The organism is Pseudomonas sp. FW305-25, assembly GCF_017351415.1.
In the GTDB taxonomy this organism is placed as follows: Bacteria; Pseudomonadota; Gammaproteobacteria; order Pseudomonadales; family Pseudomonadaceae; genus Aquipseudomonas; species Aquipseudomonas chlororaphis.
The window spans coordinates 269852-284455 of record NZ_JACNDE010000001.1; the positions used below are offsets into that span (position 1 = coordinate 269852).

Sequence of the window (14604 nt, forward strand, 5' to 3'; positions counted from 1 at the left end):
TCCAAGTACTTTGAGGTGATTCCCATGATGAAAGGTGGCATGGCCGGCCTGATGAAGCAGGCGCAGCAGATGCAGGAAAAGATGGCCAAGATGCAGGAAGAGCTGGCCAACGCCGAAGTCACCGGCAAGGCGGGTGGCGATATGGTCACCGTGGTCATGACCGGTCGTCACGACATCAAGCGCGTGAGCATCGACCCAAGCCTGCTGGAAGGCGTCAGCGAAGATGACCGCGAAGTGCTGGAAGATCTGTTCGCCGCCGCCGTCAACGACGCCGTGCGCAAGATCGAAGCCAACAGCCAGGACAAGATGTCCGGCGTGACCGCTGGCATGCAACTGCCACCGGGTATGAAGCTGCCGTTCTGATTCGCGCCCGCGCATCGGTCGGACTTGAAAATGCCAGGCATCGCGCCTGGCATTTTTGTTTGTGGCGCCTGTAGCCGCTGCCGCAGGCTGCGATCGAGCGCGCAGCGGTCGTCATTCAGGCGATGGGGTCTGACTGGATGATTGTGGTTGCCGTGCAATCGATCGCAGCCTGCGGCAGCGGCGAGGGAAGAGAAACATCGAACGCCGATCGCAGTACGATGGTCTGCACTCTGTATGGTCCGATTCAATTCTCGATAAGGAGTTGCTCTGATGTCGCAAGCATTGACCCTCAACCAGCGCATTGTTCTGGCCTCCCGGCCCCAGGGCGCGCCCGTGCCGGAAAACTTCCGCCTGGAGCGGGTGGCGCTGCCGGACCTGGCGGATGGCCAGGTGTTGCTCAAAACCCTTTACCTGTCGCTGGACCCTTATATGCGCGGGCGCATGAGTGATGCGCCGTCCTACGCCGCCCCGGTGCAAATCAACGAAGTGATGACCGGTGGCGCAGTCAGCCGGGTCGAGCGCTCGCTGAATCCGAAATTCCAGGAGGGCGACCTGGTGGTGGGCGCCACCGGATGGCAGAGCCACAGCATTTGCGACGGGCGTAACCTGATACCGGTGCCGGCGGGTTTGCCCAGCCCTTCGATGGCCCTGGGCGTGCTGGGTATGCCGGGCATGACCGCCTACATGGGCCTGATGGACATCGGCCAGCCCAAGGCCGGGGAAACCCTGGTGGTGGCCGCGGCGTCGGGCGCCGTGGGCTCGGTGGTGGGGCAGGTGGCCAAGATCAAGGGGCTGCGGGCGGTCGGTGTGGCGGGCGGTGCCGACAAGTGCCGCTATGTGGTCGAGGAGCTGGGGTTTGATGCCTGTATCGACCACCACAGCCCGGACTTTGCCGACGAACTGGCGCAGGCCTGCTCCGAGGGCGTGGACGTCTACTTTGAAAACGTCGGTGGCAAGGTATTCGATGCGGTGCTGCCGTTGCTCAACCCCAAGGCGCGGATTCCGCTGTGCGGGCTGATCGCCCAGTACAACGCTCAGGAATTGCCGCCAGGACCTGATCGCCTGCCACTGTTGCAGCGTCAGCTGTTGACCAAGCGCGTGCGCATCCAGGGGTTTATCGTGTTCGACGACTACGGCGATCGGCAGCCGGAGTTTGTCAGCGCCATGGCGCCCTGGGTGCTGCAGGGCAAGGTCAAGTTCAAGGAGGATGTGGTAGACGGCCTGGAGCACGCGCCGCAAGCCTTCATCGGGCTGCTGGAAGGGCGCAACTTCGGCAAGCTGGTGGTGCGGGTCGCCCCGGACTGAGCATTTGACGCTAATCGGAGGCGCGGGTATAAACCGCGTCTCGTCGTTTTGTCGGACCTTTACCCATGAGCTTCAGCCCCCTGATTCGCCAACTGATTGATGCCCTGCGCACTTTGCCGGGCGTGGGTCAGAAAACCGCCCAGCGCATGGCCTTGCAGCTGCTGGAGCGCGACCGCAGCGGCGGTACGCGATTGGCCCAGGCGCTGAGCCAGGCCATGGAGGGCGTCGGCCACTGCCGCCTGTGCCGCACCCTGACCGAGGACGACCTGTGCCCGCAATGCGCCGATCCACGGCGCGACGACACGCTGTTGTGCGTGGTCGAAGGGCCGATGGATGTCTACGCGGTGGAGCAGACCGGTTATCGCGGTCGCTATTTCGTGCTCAAAGGCCACCTGTCGCCTCTCGACGGCCTGGGCCCGGAAGCCATCGGCATTCCCCAACTGCTGGCGCGGATCGAAGAGCAAGGCAGTTTCACCGAGGTGATCCTGGCCACCAACCCGACGGTGGAAGGCGAGGCGACCGCCCATTACATTGCCCAGCTGTTGACCAACAAAGGCCTGATCACCTCGCGTATCGCCCATGGCGTGCCCCTGGGCGGCGAGCTGGAACTGGTGGACGGCGGCACCCTGGCGCACTCGTTTGCCGGGCGCAAGCCGATCGCGCTGTAAGTGTTTCGGCTGTGAGCAAAAAACTACTGTAGGAGCGAGCTTGCTCGCGATGGCCGCCCGACCTGGCGCGCCGCGTCGCTTGCATCGCCAGCAAGCTGGCTCCTACAGGGCGGTTCGCGCGGTCCTTCTTGAAAACCAAGCAAGCGCTAGGTAAGTTTCCTCAACCTTCAGAGGAGCTTGCCGATGTCTGCCTGCCAGGAATACTTCGACCCTAGCCATCAGTTGGTCCGCGACAGCGTTCGACGTTTCGTCGAGCGGGAAATCCTCCCGGACATCGATCAATGGGAGGAGGCGCAAGGCTTCCCCCGCGAGCTGTACCTCAAGGCTGGCGCGGCCGGCATCCTCGGTATCGGCTATCCCGAGGCCCTGGGGGGCAGCCATGAGGGCGACCTGTTCGCCAAGATCGCCGCCAGCGAGGAGCTGATGCGCTGTGGCTCCGGCGGCCTGGTGGCGGGCCTGGGGTCGCTGGACATCGGTTTGCCGCCGATCGTCAAATGGGCGCGGCCCGAGGCTCGCGAGCGAGTGGTGCCGCAGGTACTGGCGGGGGAGAAGATCAGCGCCCTGGCGGTCACCGAGCCCGGCGGCGGTTCGGACGTGGCCAATCTGCAGACCCGGGCGCTGCGTGACGGCGACTTCTACCGCGTCAGCGGCAGCAAGACCTTTATCACCAGTGGCGTGCGCGCCGATTTCTACACGGTGGCGGTGCGTACCGGCGAGCCCGGTTTCGGCGGCATCAGCCTGCTGCTGATCGACAAGGGCACACCGGGATTCACCGTCGGCCGGCAACTGAAGAAGATGGGCTGGTGGGCGTCGGATACCGCCGAGCTGTTTTTCGACGATTGCCGGGTGCCGGCCAGCCACTTGATCGGCGTCGAGAACCTGGGCTTCGCCTGCATCATGGGCAACTTCCAGAGCGAGCGCCTGGCGCTGGCCCTGATGGCCAACATGACCGCTCAGCTGGCGCTGGAAGAGAGCCTGAAGTGGGCCCGGGAGCGCGAGGCCTTCGGCAAGCCCATCGGCAAGTTCCAGGTGATCAAGCATCGCCTGGCGGAGATGGCGACCGCGCTGGAGGTGTCCCGCGAGTTCACTTATCGCCAGGCGGCGAAGATGGCGGCGGGCCAGAGTGTGATCAAGGAGATTTCCATGGCCAAGAACTTCGCCACCGATACCGCCGACCGCATCACCCACGATGCCGTGCAGATTCTCGGCGGGCTGGGTTACATGCGCGAAAGCCTGGTGGAGCGGCTGTATCGCGACAACCGCATCCTGTCCATCGGCGGCGGCACCCGGGAAGTGATGAACGAAATCATCAGCAAGCAGATGGGGTTGTAGGCCAGCTGAAGGCGTGGGGCGCCATCTCTGTAGGAGCGAAGCTTGCTCGCGATAGCGCCGGCCCTGACAACCCAAGTGGCAGCGATTTAACGCTCGCTCAACGAGAACTGCGTCAGGCAGAAAGTTGGAATGTCCATGTCTCGCAGGCGTTGCGAGCCGCCCAGCTCAGGCAGGTCGATAATGGCGGCGGCCTCGTAGACTTTTGCCCCCATGCGGCGCACTAGGTTGGCTGCGGCGATCAAGGTACCGCCGGTGGCGATCAGGTCATCGAACATCAGCACCGAATCGCCTTCGCACAGGCTGTCGGCATGCACTTCCAGGAAGGCTTCGCCGTATTCGGTCTGGTAACCCTCGGCAAGCACATCGGCCGGCAGCTTGCCTTGCTTGCGGAACAGGATCAGCGGTTTGTTCAGCTGGTAGGCGATGATCGAGCCGATCAGGAAGCCGCGGGCATCCATGGCACCGACGTGAGTGAAGTCTTCTTCGACATAACGCTGGGCAAAGGTGTCGGCGACCAGGCGCAAGGCCTTGGGCGACTGGAACAGGGGAGTGATGTCACGGAAGATCACGCCCGGCTTGGGGAAGTCGATGACTGGGCGGATCAGGGATTTGATGTCGAAGGAGTCGAAGGCCATCGTGGCGGTGTCCTGGCGGGCATGAAGTGGAGCGCGCCAGTATAGCCCCGCACGAGCCGCTTGGCTCGGGCGGGGGCTCTGCTTCAGCCTTCCAGGGAGCCGCCGGCGAGGGCGCACAGCTGGATCGGGTCGAGAATGTGCACCTCTTTGCCTTCAGCGGCGATCAACGCGTTCTGCTGGAAGCGGGTGAACACCCGGGACACGGTTTCCACCGCCAGCCCCAGGTAGTTGCCGATCTCGTTGCGCGACATGCTCAAGCGGAACTGGTTGGCCGAGAAGCCGCGGGCGCGGAAGCGTGCCGACAGGTTGACCAGGAAGGTGGCGATGCGCTCGTCGGCGGTCTTTTTCGACAGCAACAGCATCATCTGCTGGTCGTCGCGGATCTCGCGGCTCATCACCCGCATCAGCTGGCGGCGCAGTTGGGGCAACTGCAGGGCCAGTTCGTCGAGGCGTTCGAAGGGGATTTCACAGACCGACGTGGTTTCCAGGGCCTGGGCGGAAACCGGGTGGATCTCGGTGTCCATGCCGGACAGGCCGACCAGTTCGCTGGGCAGGTGGAAGCCGGTGATCTGTTCTTCGCCGCCGTCGCTGAGGCTGAAGGTCTTCAGGGCACCGGAGCGCACTGCATAGACGGAGTCGAAGGCGTCGCCCTGGCGAAACAGGAACTCGCCTTTTTTCAGGGGGCGGCCGCGTTTAACGATTTCGTCCAGCGCATCCATGTCTTCCAGATTCAGAGAAAGTGGCAGGCAGAGGGGGGCCAGGCTGCAATCCTTGCAATGGGCCTGGTTGTGAGCGCGCAGTTTTACTGGCTCGGACATTCAATAGAATCCTTGTGGGAAAACACACATAAGCCGTAAGGGTAACTCACGGGAGGAGGTTCCGGCCAGTCCGTGCCGTATTTGCGCTTAGTCGTAAAGCTGTCCGTTTGTAGCTTCCAGGCCACTGCGGAAAAATGCGCTCGTGCAGTCCATTCAGGGTATTTCCAGCGCTGACCGTCACTTGCAGCCGCCGATTATCCCAGCGTCAAGTATCAGGCTTGTTTGCGCCTTGTCTGTCCCGACAGTTTTTGCCCGCTACCTGCGACAAGTTGTCGCGCCGAGCGGTCAGGTCGTGGCTCATGACGCCCTAGATGACCCGGGAAAAACGCTGTCGATTCTGTTGCTCCAGATACGTGTCGAACACCATGCACACCGAACGCACCAGCAGGCGCCCGGCAGGCAGCACTTCAATGCCTTCGTTGTTCAGCGTGATCAGGCCGTCTTCGGCCATGGCTTGCAGTTGCGGCCAGAGGTCGCCGAAGTAACCGCGAAAGTCGATGTTGAACTGCTGCTCGATGGCCTCGAAGTCGAGGCTGAAATTACAGATCAACTGCTGGATCACCGCGCGCCTGACGCGGTCGTCCTGATTGCATACCAGGCCGCGACTGGTGGCCAGTTGCGCGCCGCCCAACAGGTTCTGGTACTGGGTCAGGTCGCTGCTGTTCTGGCAGTACAGGTCGCCGATCTGGCTGATGGCCGAGACGCCCAGGCCGATCAGGTCGCAGTGGCCATGGGTGGTGTAGCCCTGGAAGTTGCGTTGCAGGGTCGATTCTTCCTGGGCGATCGCCAGCTCATCGTCGGGCAGGGCGAAATGGTCCATGCCGATGTAGCGGTAGCCCGCAGCCGTCAGCTGTTCGATGGTGCGCTGCAGCATCTGCAGTTTTTCCGCCGGTTCCGGCAGCTCGTGGCTGTTGATCCGCCGTTGCGGCATGAAGCGCTCCGGCAGATGCGCGTAGTTGAACACCGAGAGCCGGTCCGGCTGCAGGTTGATGACTTCCTCGACGGTGCGGGCGAAGTTGTCCGGCGTCTGTTTTGGCAGGCCGTAGATCAGGTCGATGTTGATCGAGCGAAACTGCAGGGTGCGCGCCGCTTCGATCACCGCCCGGGTTTCTTCCAGGCTCTGCAGGCGATTGACCGCGCGCTGTACCGCCGGGTCGAGATCCTGCAGGCCGATGCTGACGCGGTTGAAGCCCAGCTCGCGCAGCAGGCCCATGGTCGACCAGTCGGCTTCGCGTGGGTCGATCTCGATGCCGTAGTCGCCCGAATCATCGTCCAGCAGGTTGAAGTGCTGGCGCAGGTGGCTCATCAGCTGCCGCAGTTCATCGTGGCTGAGAAAGGTCGGGGTGCCGCCGCCGAAGTGCAGTTGCTCGACCTTCTGCCCGGGGTCGAGATGGCAGGCGATCAGCTGGATTTCCTGTTCCAGGCGCTGCAAGTAGGGCAGGGCGCGCCCGCGGTCCTTGGTGATGACCTTGTTGCAGGCGCAGTAGTAGCAGATGTTCGCGCAGAACGGCACGTGCACGTACAGCGACAGCGGCCGTAGCGCCTTGCGGCTCTCGCGCAGGGCGTGGAGCAGGTCGAAGGTGCCCACCTGGCTGTGGAATTGCACAGCGGTGGGGTAGGAGGTGTAGCGCGGTCCCGCCAGGTCGTAACGGCGGATCAGATCGGTGTCCCAACGAATGGCGTCGAGCATGCGGGAATTCCCCCGGTAGGCTGGCAGTGTTCGCGAGTCTAGGGGGTTGGCGCCCGGACCATCTTGATTTGCATCAAGGCTGGCGGGGGCGCGGAACCTGTCATACGAGTCTTGCGTCGTCGCTGCCGAAGGGCGGAGGCAGCGGGAAGGGTTGCCTCAGTGCCCCATCAACCAATGCTGATGTGGACCGGGCAAGGTCCAGATGCCGAACAGGATCACCAGCAGGCCACCGGCCATGCGCACGCTGCGCCGACGCAGCAGCGCGGTGACCCGTTCCGCTGCGAGCCCGGTCGCCAGCAGCACCGGCCAGGTACCCAGGCCGAAGGCCAGCATCAGCAAGGCGCTGTCGAGGGCATTGCCCTGGCTGGCGGACCACAGCAGGGTGCTGTAGACCAGGCCGCACGGCAGCCAGCCCCAGAGCGCGCCCAGCAGCAAGGCGCGTGGCAGGCTCGACACCGGCAGCAGGCGGTTGGCCACCGGCTGTATATGGCGCCACAGGCCGCGTCCGAGGCTTTCGATGCGGGTCAGGCCGCTCCACCAGCCGGCCAGGTACAGGCCCATGGCAATCAGCAGCAGGCCGGCCAGCACGCGCATGGCCATGGCCGCCGGGCTGCTGGCCACGGCCCAGCCGGCCAGGCCGATCAGCAGGCCCGCGGTGGCATAGCTGAGGATGCGCCCCAGGTTGTAGGCCAGCAGCAGGCGAAAACGCCGGCTGCGCTGCTCCTGGGGAATGGCCAGGGTCAAGGCGCCCATCAGGCCGCCGCACATGCCCAGGCAGTGACCGCCGCCGAGCAGGCCGAGAATCACCGCGGAAACCAGCAGCGGCGCCAGCTCAAGCATGGGGCGGCACCTGGTCTTTGTGCGGTGGCTGCTCGGCCGCTGGCTGGCCCTTGGCTTCGTCGATCGCGGCGGTGTGCTTGGGGTCCTGGTCGTCGAACAGAATGCTGTGGGCGGGGCCGTCGAGGTCGTCGTACTGACCGCTGTCGACCGCCCAGAAGAAGATGTAGATGGCGATGGCCACGATCAGCAGCGCCGCGGGGATCATCACGTAGAGAGCTGGCATGGGTAGGCTCCATGCCCGCGCGGCTCAGGCCGGCAGCGGGCGGGTTTGGGTCGTGGCCTCGGCCTGGGGCTGGCCCGGCAGGCGAGTCAGGCGCAGGGCATTGAGCACCACGGTCAACGAACTGATGGACATGCCGATGGCGGCCCATACCGGAGTGATCCAGCCGAGGGCGGCGAACGGCAGCATGAGGCCATTGTACAGCCCGGCCCACAGCAGGTTCTCGATGATTATTCGACGCGTGCGGCGGGCCAGGCCGAAGGCCTGCACCAGCGCATCCAGGCGGTTGGACAGCAGCACCGCATCGGCGCTGGTCTTGGCCAGGTCGGTGGCCGAGCCCATAGCCACGCTGATATCGGCGGCGGCCAGCACTGGCACATCATTGACCCCGTCGCCGAGCATCAGCACTTTGCGACCCTGGCGATGCAGTTGTTGCAGCACCTGCAGCTTGTCGTCGGGACGCAGGCCGCCGCGGGCTTCGTCGATGCCCAGTTCGGCGGCGACGCTGGCGACCATCGGCGAGCTGTCGCCCGAGAGCAGCAGGGTGTTCCAGCCGCGCGCCTTGCAGGCGGCCAGCAGTGCCGGAGCATCGCTGCGCAGGCGATCGTCGAGGACCAGCCAGGCCAGCGGCCCTCGGCTATCGCCCAGCAGCAGCCATTGGCCGGCTTCGTCCGGCATCGCCGGGACCGCACAGGCGCTGAGCTCGCAGACGAAGGCGGGTTGGCCGATGCGCAGACGCTGTTCGCCCACCAGCCCTTCCAGGCCCAGCCCGGGCATGCTCAGTACTTCTTCCGCGGCCAGCGGCGCACGGCCGAAGGCTCGGGCAATCGGGTGTTCGGAGCGGTTTTCCAGGGCGGCGGCCAGGCCCAGGCACTGCTGGCTGTCGAGGTCGCCCACAGGAAGAATCGAGCGCAAGGCCAGGCGCCCCTCGGTGAGGGTGCCGGTCTTGTCGAAAATCACCGTGTCGATCTGGTTCAGGCCTTCGAGTACATGGCCGCGGGTCAGCAGCAGGCCGAGTTTGTGCAGGGTGCCGGTGGCGGCGGTGAGCGCGGTCGGGGTGGCCAGGGACAGCGCACAGGGGCAGGTGGCGACCAGCATGGCCAGGACGATCCAGAAGGCCCGGGAGGCGTCCAGCTGCCACCAGAGCAGGCCGATGGCGGCCGCGGCGATCAGGGAGAACAGCAGGAACCATTGGGCGGCGCGGTCGGCGATCTCCGCCAGGCGCGGTTTTTCCGCCTGGGCCCGGTCCAGCAGGCGGACGATGGCCGACAGGCGTGTGTCCTGCCCCAGGGCCAGGACCTCCACGGTCAGCGCGCCCTCGACGTTGAGGGTGCCGGCGGTAACCGCATCGCCGATGTTGCGCGGTTGCGGCAGGTATTCACCGGTGAGCAGGGATTCGTCGATGCTCGACTGGCCATCGAGGATCTTGCCGTCGGCCGGCAGAATGGCGCCGGGATGCACCAGCACCTGGTCGCCCAGGCGCAGTTCGCTGAGCAGGATGCGTTCGCTCTGGCCGTCGGCGCCCAGGCGCAGGCACGAGGCCGGCAGCAGGTTCACCAGTTGCGCGGTAGCGGCGGCGGTGCGTTCGCGGGCACGGCGTTCCAGGTAGCGTCCGGCCAGCAGGAACAGGGCGAACATGCCCACGGCATCGAAGTACAGCTCGCCGACGCCAGTGATCGAGGTCCAGATCCCGGCGATGTAGGCGGCGCCAATCGCCAGCGATACGGAAACGTCCATGGTCAGGTGGCGGGTGCGCAGGTCGCGCAGGGCGCCCTTGAAAAACGGCGAGCAGCTGTAGAACACGATCGGCGTGGTGAGAAACAGCGCGACCCAGCGCAGGATGGTGTGCAGCTCGGGGCTCAGGTCGATATTGAATTCCGGCCAGGTGGCCATGGTCGCCATCATCGCCTGGAACCACAGCAGCCCGGCCACGCCCAGTTGGCGCAGGGCCAGGCGGTTTTCACTGGCTAGTTGCTCGGAAGCACGGTCGGCCTGATAGGGGTGTGCGGCGTAGCCGATCAGGCGCAGCTCGCTGAGCACCTGGCTCAGTGGCAACTGGCTGTCGGCCCAGCGCACATGCAGGCGATGGTTGGACAGGTTCAGCCGCGCCTCGGCCACCGCCGGCAGGCTGCGCAGGTGTTTCTCGATCAGCCAGCCACAGGCGGCGCAGCTGATGCCTTCCATCAGCAGGGTGGTTTCGGCCAGTTCTCCCTCATGCCGGACGAAGGGTTGCTGCACGTCCGCCCGGTCGTACAGCGCCAGTTCGTCCACCAGTTGCACCGGCAGCGCCTCCGGGTTGGCCGAGGCTTCGCTGCGATGGCTGTAGTAGCTTTCCAGGCCGCCAGCGACTATGGCTTCGGCCACCGCCTGGCAGCCCGGGCAGCAGAACTCGCGGGGGGCGCCGAGCACGACGGCGGTGAAGCGGCTGCCGGCGGGAACGGGCAGGGCGCAGTGGTAGCAGGGCAGTGGCGTGGTCATCGCGGGTCTTTGTTCCAGGGGCGGACCTCATCGCCGGCAGGCCGCTGCCTGGGAAGCAGCAGCCTGCCAGCGATGTTCGGAGGGCGCTTACTTGTCCAGGTGTTCCGCGCCTTGCAGCGGTTCGTCACCCAGCAGCAGGTCCTTGTCGTGGCTGACCTGTTCTTCTTCGAACATGCGCCAGGTCTTGTCGCCCTCGACACCCAGCAGTTCGACAAACCGGCGGCCATCGACCTTGTCGCTCAACTGGCCAATGTAGCGGCCTTGTTCGGTTTCGCTGCGGGCGAGGGTGATCTTGCGGTCTTTTTCCGGCTGGGTCGGCGAGATCAGGTTCAGCTCCAGGGTGGCGGGCGCGCTGTTGCCGCTCAGGCGCAGGTCGACTTCGCCGGTGAGGTCATCCAGATGCACGCTGGCGCGCAGTTGCAGGGTCTGGGCCAGCAGCTCGCGGTCCAGGGAGCGGTTGATACCTTTGCCGGCCTCGTAGTAGTTGTCGTTGACCAGGTTGTCCGGGTTGTTCACCGCGATGGTCACCATGGACAGGGTCAAGGTCACCGAGCAGGCCAGGATGCCGATGATGATCCAGGGCCAGAGGTGCTTGTACCAGGGGCTTGTGGCGGTCGCTGCGGGCATGATGACTTCTCTTAACGAATTTGTGGGCCGATGAACCGGCTCTTGGCTTCAACGTGGACGCTTTCGTCGTCGGCGTCCTTGAGGATGAACTTCACCTCGTTGGTGCTCGACGGCAGTTGTTCCGGCGAACTCGACAGCTCGACCGGCATGCTGACGATATCGCCGGCTGCCACCTTGATCTCGCGCCGGCCTTGCAGCTTGAGGCCCGGCAGGCCGGCGGCGTCCAGTACGTAGGTATGGTCGCGCTGGTCCTTGTTCATGATCTTCAGGCTGTAGACGTTTTCGATCCGGCCTTCGGCGTTCTCGCGATAGAGCACACGGTCCTTGCTGACATCGAAGCCCACCAGCGAACGCATGAAGAAGGCCGTGACCAGCAGGCTGATCATCGCCAGCAGCACCAGCGCATAACCGATCAGGCGTGGACGCAGTTTATGGGTTTTCTGCCCGGACAGGTTGTGTTCGGTGGTGTAGCTGATCAGGCCGCGCGGGTAGTCCATCTTGTCCATGATGTTGTCGCAGGCATCGATACAGGCGGCGCAGCCGATGCATTCGATCTGCAGGCCGTCACGGATGTCGATGCCGGTCGGGCAGACCTGCACGCACATGGTGCAGTCGATGCAATCGCCCAGGCCCATGGCCTTGTAGTCGGCGCCTTTCTTGCGCGGGCCGCGACCTTCGCCACGACGCGGGTCGTAGGAGACGATCAGGGTGTCCTTGTCGAACATCACGCTCTGGAAGCGGGCGTACGGGCACATGTAGATGCACACCTGTTCGCGCAGCCAGCCGGCGTTGCCATAGGTGGCGAGGGTGAAGAAGCCGACCCAGAAATACGACCAGCCATCGGCCTGGCCGGTGAAGAAGTCGATGACCAGCTCGCGGATCGGCGAGAAGTAACCGACGAAGGTCATGCCGGTGACGAAGCCGATCAGCAGCCAGAGGCTGTGCTTGCTGAACTTGCGCAGCAATTTGTTGGCGCTCATCGGCGCCTTGTCGAGCTTGATGCGCTGGTTGCGGTCGCCTTCGGTGACCTTCTCGCACCACATGAAGATCCAGGTCCAGACGCTTTGCGGGCAGGTATAGCCGCACCAGACGCGCCCGGCATACACGGTGATGAAGAACAGGCCGAAGGCGGCGATGATCAAAAGCCCGGACAGCAGGATAAAATCCTGGGGCCAGAAGGTGGCGCCGAAAATGAAGAACTTGCGTTCCGGCAGGTTCCACCAGACAGCCTGGTGGCCGCCCCAGTTGAGCCACACCGTACCGAAATACAGCAGGAACAGGGCCGCACCGCCAACCATCCGCAAGTTGCGGAAGAGGCCGGTGAAAGCGCGTGTGTAGATTTTTTCCCGAGAGGCGTAGAGGTCTACGCTGTTGTTCGAATTCTTGGCAGGAGGGGTGACGTCATGTACCGGAATCTGGTTGCTCATCATTGCATCCCACGGCAGTGGAGAAATGCCCCGGTCAGTACGTGCCGACCGCGATCAAGTAGGGGTGTTGCAGTGGCGCAATGATACGCCTGTCGCTCTAGCTCAAGGGTGCGACCTTTGGTCGCGTTGGGGGAAATCAAATGATGGTGTAATGACTTGAATCAATTGACTTGTGAATTATGGACGCTTTTCGCCGCGACCGCGTTCAATCGTTCCACGGGTTGAGCAGTTGCACACCGCTGGACTGGAAGTCGGCGATGTTGCGGGTAACGACTGTCAGCCCATGTTCCAGGGCGGTCGCCGCAATCAGGGCATCGCATTCATTACTGCGATCAGGAACGTGCAATCGGGCGCAGCGCATCGCGACAGCAGGGTCAATGGCCAGTATTCGTCCGTTGAAAGCGGGCATCACGTGCAGTTCCAGCCAGGCACGCAGCAGCGCCCCTTGGGTGCGATCGCGGCGTTCCAACCGCAGGATGCCGGTTTCCAGTTCCAATAACGTAATGACTGACAAAAACAGGCTGGTTGGCGCAACGGTCTGAGCCCAGGCCACAACCTTGCGATCAGCGTTGGGCTTACGTAATTCGGACACGACGTTGGTATCGAGCAAAAACATCAGGACAGATCGATCTCGCGAGGAATGATGGTTGCGCGCTCTGTTTCGAAATCGATTTCAGGCGCTTCAGGCATGACCAGCATGTCGACGATGCTGGTGTTCAGGCCGCTCAGTTTTTCGTAGTCCTCAATGCTTAGCAGCACATGGGCGGGCCTGCCACGGTCGGTGATGATGACCGGGCCGTTTCTTGAGGCTTTTTTGGCACCACTTGTGTCCTGATTGAATTCGCGACTGGAGATGGTGGTGGTAGGCATCGTCATACCCTCGACAAAAATTTCATGTAGCAACGTTACTACTCTTGGCGGGGAGGCGGCAATCTCAAGCGGGGGCAGAGCGACGGACGTGAGGGGGAGAGGAAAATAAAAAGGCCCCGCCAATGGACATTGGCGGGGCCTTTTCTGTTACCCGAAGGTGTCTGTCTTACTCGGCGTCCGCCGGCTTGTCACTGTGGGACAGGCTGTAGACGTAAGCCGCCAGCAGGTGAACCTTGTCGTTGCCTTGCAGCTGTTCCTGGGCAGGCATCTGGCCCTGGCGGCCGTAACGGATGGTCTGCTGCAGTTGGGCGAAGCTCGAGCCGTAGATGAACGCGCCCGGGTGGGTCAGGTCAGGCGCGCCCATGGCTGGGGTGCCTTTACCGGCCGGACCGTGGCACGCCACGCAGTTGGCGGCGAAGATCTTCTGGCCGTTGGCCGGGTCGGCCTTGGCGCTTTCCGGCAGCTTGCGGCCATCGAGGTTGGTCAGCACATAGGCGGCCACATCGCTGACGCCTTGTTCGCCGATGACTTCGGCCCAGGCCGGCATCACCGCGTGACGACCGCCCATGATGGTGGTCTTGATGGTCTCCGGCTCGCCGCCCCAGCGCCAGTCGGCGTCGGTCAGGTTCGGGAAGCCATAGGCGCCCTTGGCGTCGGAACCGTGGCAGACCGAGCAGTTGGAGGCGAACAGGCGGCCACCCATCTTCAGGGCTTGCGGGTCCTTGGCGACTTCTTCGATCGGCATGGAGGCGAACTTGGCGAAGATCGGACCGAACTTGGCGTCCGACTTGGCCATTTCCTTTTCCCACTCGTGCACGCCGGTCCAGCCGGTCTGGCCGTTGGCGAAGGGGGTCTGCTTTTCGGTGTCCAGGTAGTTGTAGCCTGGCAGCAGGCCTTTCCAGTTACCCAGGCCCGGGTAGAGCACCAGATAACCCAGGGCGAAGACGATGGTGCCGACGAACAACATGAACCACCATTTCGGCAGCGGGTTGTCGTACTCCTCGATCCCGTCGAAGGAGTGGCCGACCGTCTCGTCGGTCTGCTCGGCGCGCTGGCCCTTGCGGGTCGACAGCAGCAGCCAGGTCAGGGCGAAAATGGTACCCAGACTGAGGACTGTGACGTACAGACTCCAGAACGTAGTCATTCTTTGTTACTCCTAGAAGCTTGCTCGACGTGCTTGATGGCTTCGGGATCATCCGCGAACGGCAGCAAGGTCGCGTCTTCGAACTCGGACTTGCGCTTGGGGCTGAATACCCACAGCGCCAGGCCGATGAAGGCCACCATCACCACTACGGTGCCCAGGCCACGAATCATCCCGATATCCATCTAAA

The 14604-nt window shown here is 63.8% G+C and carries 16 protein-coding genes; 4 read left to right on the forward strand and 12 right to left on the reverse strand.

Annotation, left to right across the window (positions count from 1 at the left end; translation table 11 throughout):
- Positions 1 to 24 precede the first annotated feature (24 nt).
- The 4 genes from J4E58_RS01235 to J4E58_RS01250 all read left to right on the forward strand — a co-directional run bounded on the left by J4E58_RS01235 (position 25) and on the right by J4E58_RS01250 (position 3668).
- Positions 25 to 363, forward strand: coding sequence for a YbaB/EbfC family nucleoid-associated protein (locus tag J4E58_RS01235; protein WP_007922383.1), 339 nt, complete (start codon positions 25 to 27; stop codon positions 361 to 363).
- Positions 364 to 633: 270 nt separating this feature from the next.
- Entirely contained in the window at positions 634 to 1668 is a 1035-nt protein-coding gene (locus J4E58_RS01240) for an NADP-dependent oxidoreductase (RefSeq protein ID WP_087088622.1), read from the forward strand.
- 65 nt (positions 1669 to 1733) lie between these two features.
- On the forward strand, positions 1734 to 2336 hold the full coding sequence (gene recR, locus J4E58_RS01245; RefSeq protein WP_007922386.1) for a recombination mediator RecR: 603 nt from the start codon (positions 1734 to 1736) through the stop codon (positions 2334 to 2336).
- 183 nt (positions 2337 to 2519) lie between these two features.
- Positions 2520 to 3668, forward strand: coding sequence for an acyl-CoA dehydrogenase family protein (locus tag J4E58_RS01250; RefSeq protein WP_087088620.1), 1149 nt, complete (start codon positions 2520 to 2522; stop codon positions 3666 to 3668).
- An 86-nt stretch (positions 3669 to 3754) separates the two neighbouring features.
- Here the strand turns inward: J4E58_RS01250 and J4E58_RS01255 are convergent, their stop codons facing one another.
- From J4E58_RS01255 to J4E58_RS01310, 12 genes are all read right to left on the reverse strand, one after another.
- Entirely contained in the window at positions 3755 to 4303 is a 549-nt protein-coding gene (locus J4E58_RS01255; protein ID WP_007922389.1) for an adenine phosphoribosyltransferase, read from the reverse strand.
- 83 nt (positions 4304 to 4386) lie between these two features.
- On the reverse strand, positions 4387 to 5121 hold the full coding sequence (gene fnr / locus J4E58_RS01260) for a fumarate/nitrate reduction transcriptional regulator Fnr (RefSeq protein ID WP_009042954.1): 735 nt from the start codon (positions 5119 to 5121) through the stop codon (positions 4387 to 4389).
- A 307-nt stretch (positions 5122 to 5428) separates the two neighbouring features.
- Positions 5429 to 6811, reverse strand: a complete 1383-nt coding sequence (hemN, locus tag J4E58_RS01265; protein ID WP_087088618.1) for an oxygen-independent coproporphyrinogen III oxidase — start codon at positions 6809 to 6811, stop codon at positions 5429 to 5431.
- A gap of 156 nt (positions 6812 to 6967) precedes the next feature.
- Positions 6968 to 7651: a sulfite exporter TauE/SafE family protein gene (locus J4E58_RS01270; protein WP_053278139.1), complete on the reverse strand. Its 684-nt coding sequence runs from the start codon at positions 7649 to 7651 to the stop codon at positions 6968 to 6970.
- Entirely contained in the window at positions 7644 to 7874 is a 231-nt protein-coding gene (gene ccoS / locus J4E58_RS01275; RefSeq protein ID WP_038580666.1) for a cbb3-type cytochrome oxidase assembly protein CcoS, read from the reverse strand. Before ccoS ends, J4E58_RS01270 begins: the two co-directional genes overlap by 8 nt.
- 24 nt (positions 7875 to 7898) lie before the next feature.
- Entirely contained in the window at positions 7899 to 10349 is a 2451-nt protein-coding gene (locus J4E58_RS01280; protein ID WP_087088616.1) for a heavy metal translocating P-type ATPase, read from the reverse strand.
- Between the two features lie 87 nt (positions 10350 to 10436).
- Positions 10437 to 10976: a FixH family protein gene (locus tag J4E58_RS01285; protein WP_007922399.1), complete on the reverse strand. Its 540-nt coding sequence runs from the start codon at positions 10974 to 10976 to the stop codon at positions 10437 to 10439.
- An 11-nt stretch (positions 10977 to 10987) separates the two neighbouring features.
- Positions 10988 to 12403, reverse strand: coding sequence for a cytochrome c oxidase accessory protein CcoG (gene ccoG, locus J4E58_RS01290; RefSeq protein WP_087088614.1), 1416 nt, complete (start codon positions 12401 to 12403; stop codon positions 10988 to 10990).
- Between the two features lie 205 nt (positions 12404 to 12608).
- Positions 12609 to 13019, reverse strand: coding sequence for a type II toxin-antitoxin system VapC family toxin (locus J4E58_RS01295; RefSeq protein WP_007922403.1), 411 nt, complete (start codon positions 13017 to 13019; stop codon positions 12609 to 12611).
- Positions 13019 to 13273, reverse strand: coding sequence for a type II toxin-antitoxin system Phd/YefM family antitoxin (locus tag J4E58_RS01300; protein ID WP_007922405.1), 255 nt, complete (start codon positions 13271 to 13273; stop codon positions 13019 to 13021). The genes J4E58_RS01295 and J4E58_RS01300 overlap by 1 nt, the downstream gene beginning before the upstream one ends.
- A 166-nt stretch (positions 13274 to 13439) precedes the next feature.
- Complete coding sequence (gene ccoP, locus J4E58_RS01305; RefSeq protein WP_007922407.1) at positions 13440 to 14417, reverse strand: cytochrome-c oxidase, cbb3-type subunit III; 978 nt, start codon at positions 14415 to 14417, stop codon at positions 13440 to 13442.
- On the reverse strand, positions 14414 to 14599 hold the full coding sequence (locus J4E58_RS01310) for a CcoQ/FixQ family Cbb3-type cytochrome c oxidase assembly chaperone (protein ID WP_003175465.1): 186 nt from the start codon (positions 14597 to 14599) through the stop codon (positions 14414 to 14416). The genes ccoP and J4E58_RS01310 overlap by 4 nt, the downstream gene beginning before the upstream one ends.
- Positions 14600 to 14604 lie beyond the last annotated feature (5 nt).

Bases quoted from the DNA above. Each gene is read 5' to 3' on its own strand.
- J4E58_RS01235 (WP_007922383.1), top strand. From the start codon at position 25: ATGATGAAAGGTGGCATGGCCGGCCTGATGAAGCAGGCGCAGCAGATG.
- J4E58_RS01240 (WP_087088622.1), top strand. From the start codon at position 634: ATGTCGCAAGCATTGACCCTCAACCAGCGCATTGTTCTGGCCTCCCGG.
- recR (WP_007922386.1), top strand. From the start codon at position 1,734: ATGAGCTTCAGCCCCCTGATTCGCCAACTGATTGATGCCCTGCGCACT.
- J4E58_RS01250 (WP_087088620.1), top strand. From the start codon at position 2,520: ATGTCTGCCTGCCAGGAATACTTCGACCCTAGCCATCAGTTGGTCCGC.
- J4E58_RS01255 (WP_007922389.1), bottom strand. From the start codon at position 4,303: ATGGCCTTCGACTCCTTCGACATCAAATCCCTGATCCGCCCAGTCATC.
- fnr (WP_009042954.1), bottom strand. From the start codon at position 5,121: ATGTCCGAGCCAGTAAAACTGCGCGCTCACAACCAGGCCCATTGCAAG.
- hemN (WP_087088618.1), bottom strand. From the start codon at position 6,811: ATGCTCGACGCCATTCGTTGGGACACCGATCTGATCCGCCGTTACGAC.
- J4E58_RS01270 (WP_053278139.1), bottom strand. From the start codon at position 7,651: ATGCTTGAGCTGGCGCCGCTGCTGGTTTCCGCGGTGATTCTCGGCCTG.
- ccoS (WP_038580666.1), bottom strand. From the start codon at position 7,874: ATGCCAGCTCTCTACGTGATGATCCCCGCGGCGCTGCTGATCGTGGCC.
- J4E58_RS01280 (WP_087088616.1), bottom strand. From the start codon at position 10,349: ATGACCACGCCACTGCCCTGCTACCACTGCGCCCTGCCCGTTCCCGCC.
- J4E58_RS01285 (WP_007922399.1), bottom strand. From the start codon at position 10,976: ATGCCCGCAGCGACCGCCACAAGCCCCTGGTACAAGCACCTCTGGCCC.
- ccoG (WP_087088614.1), bottom strand. From the start codon at position 12,403: ATGAGCAACCAGATTCCGGTACATGACGTCACCCCTCCTGCCAAGAAT.
- J4E58_RS01295 (WP_007922403.1), bottom strand. From the start codon at position 13,019: ATGTTTTTGCTCGATACCAACGTCGTGTCCGAATTACGTAAGCCCAAC.
- J4E58_RS01300 (WP_007922405.1), bottom strand. From the start codon at position 13,273: ATGCCTACCACCACCATCTCCAGTCGCGAATTCAATCAGGACACAAGT.
- ccoP (WP_007922407.1), bottom strand. From the start codon at position 14,417: ATGACTACGTTCTGGAGTCTGTACGTCACAGTCCTCAGTCTGGGTACC.
- J4E58_RS01310 (WP_003175465.1), bottom strand. From the start codon at position 14,599: ATGGATATCGGGATGATTCGTGGCCTGGGCACCGTAGTGGTGATGGTG.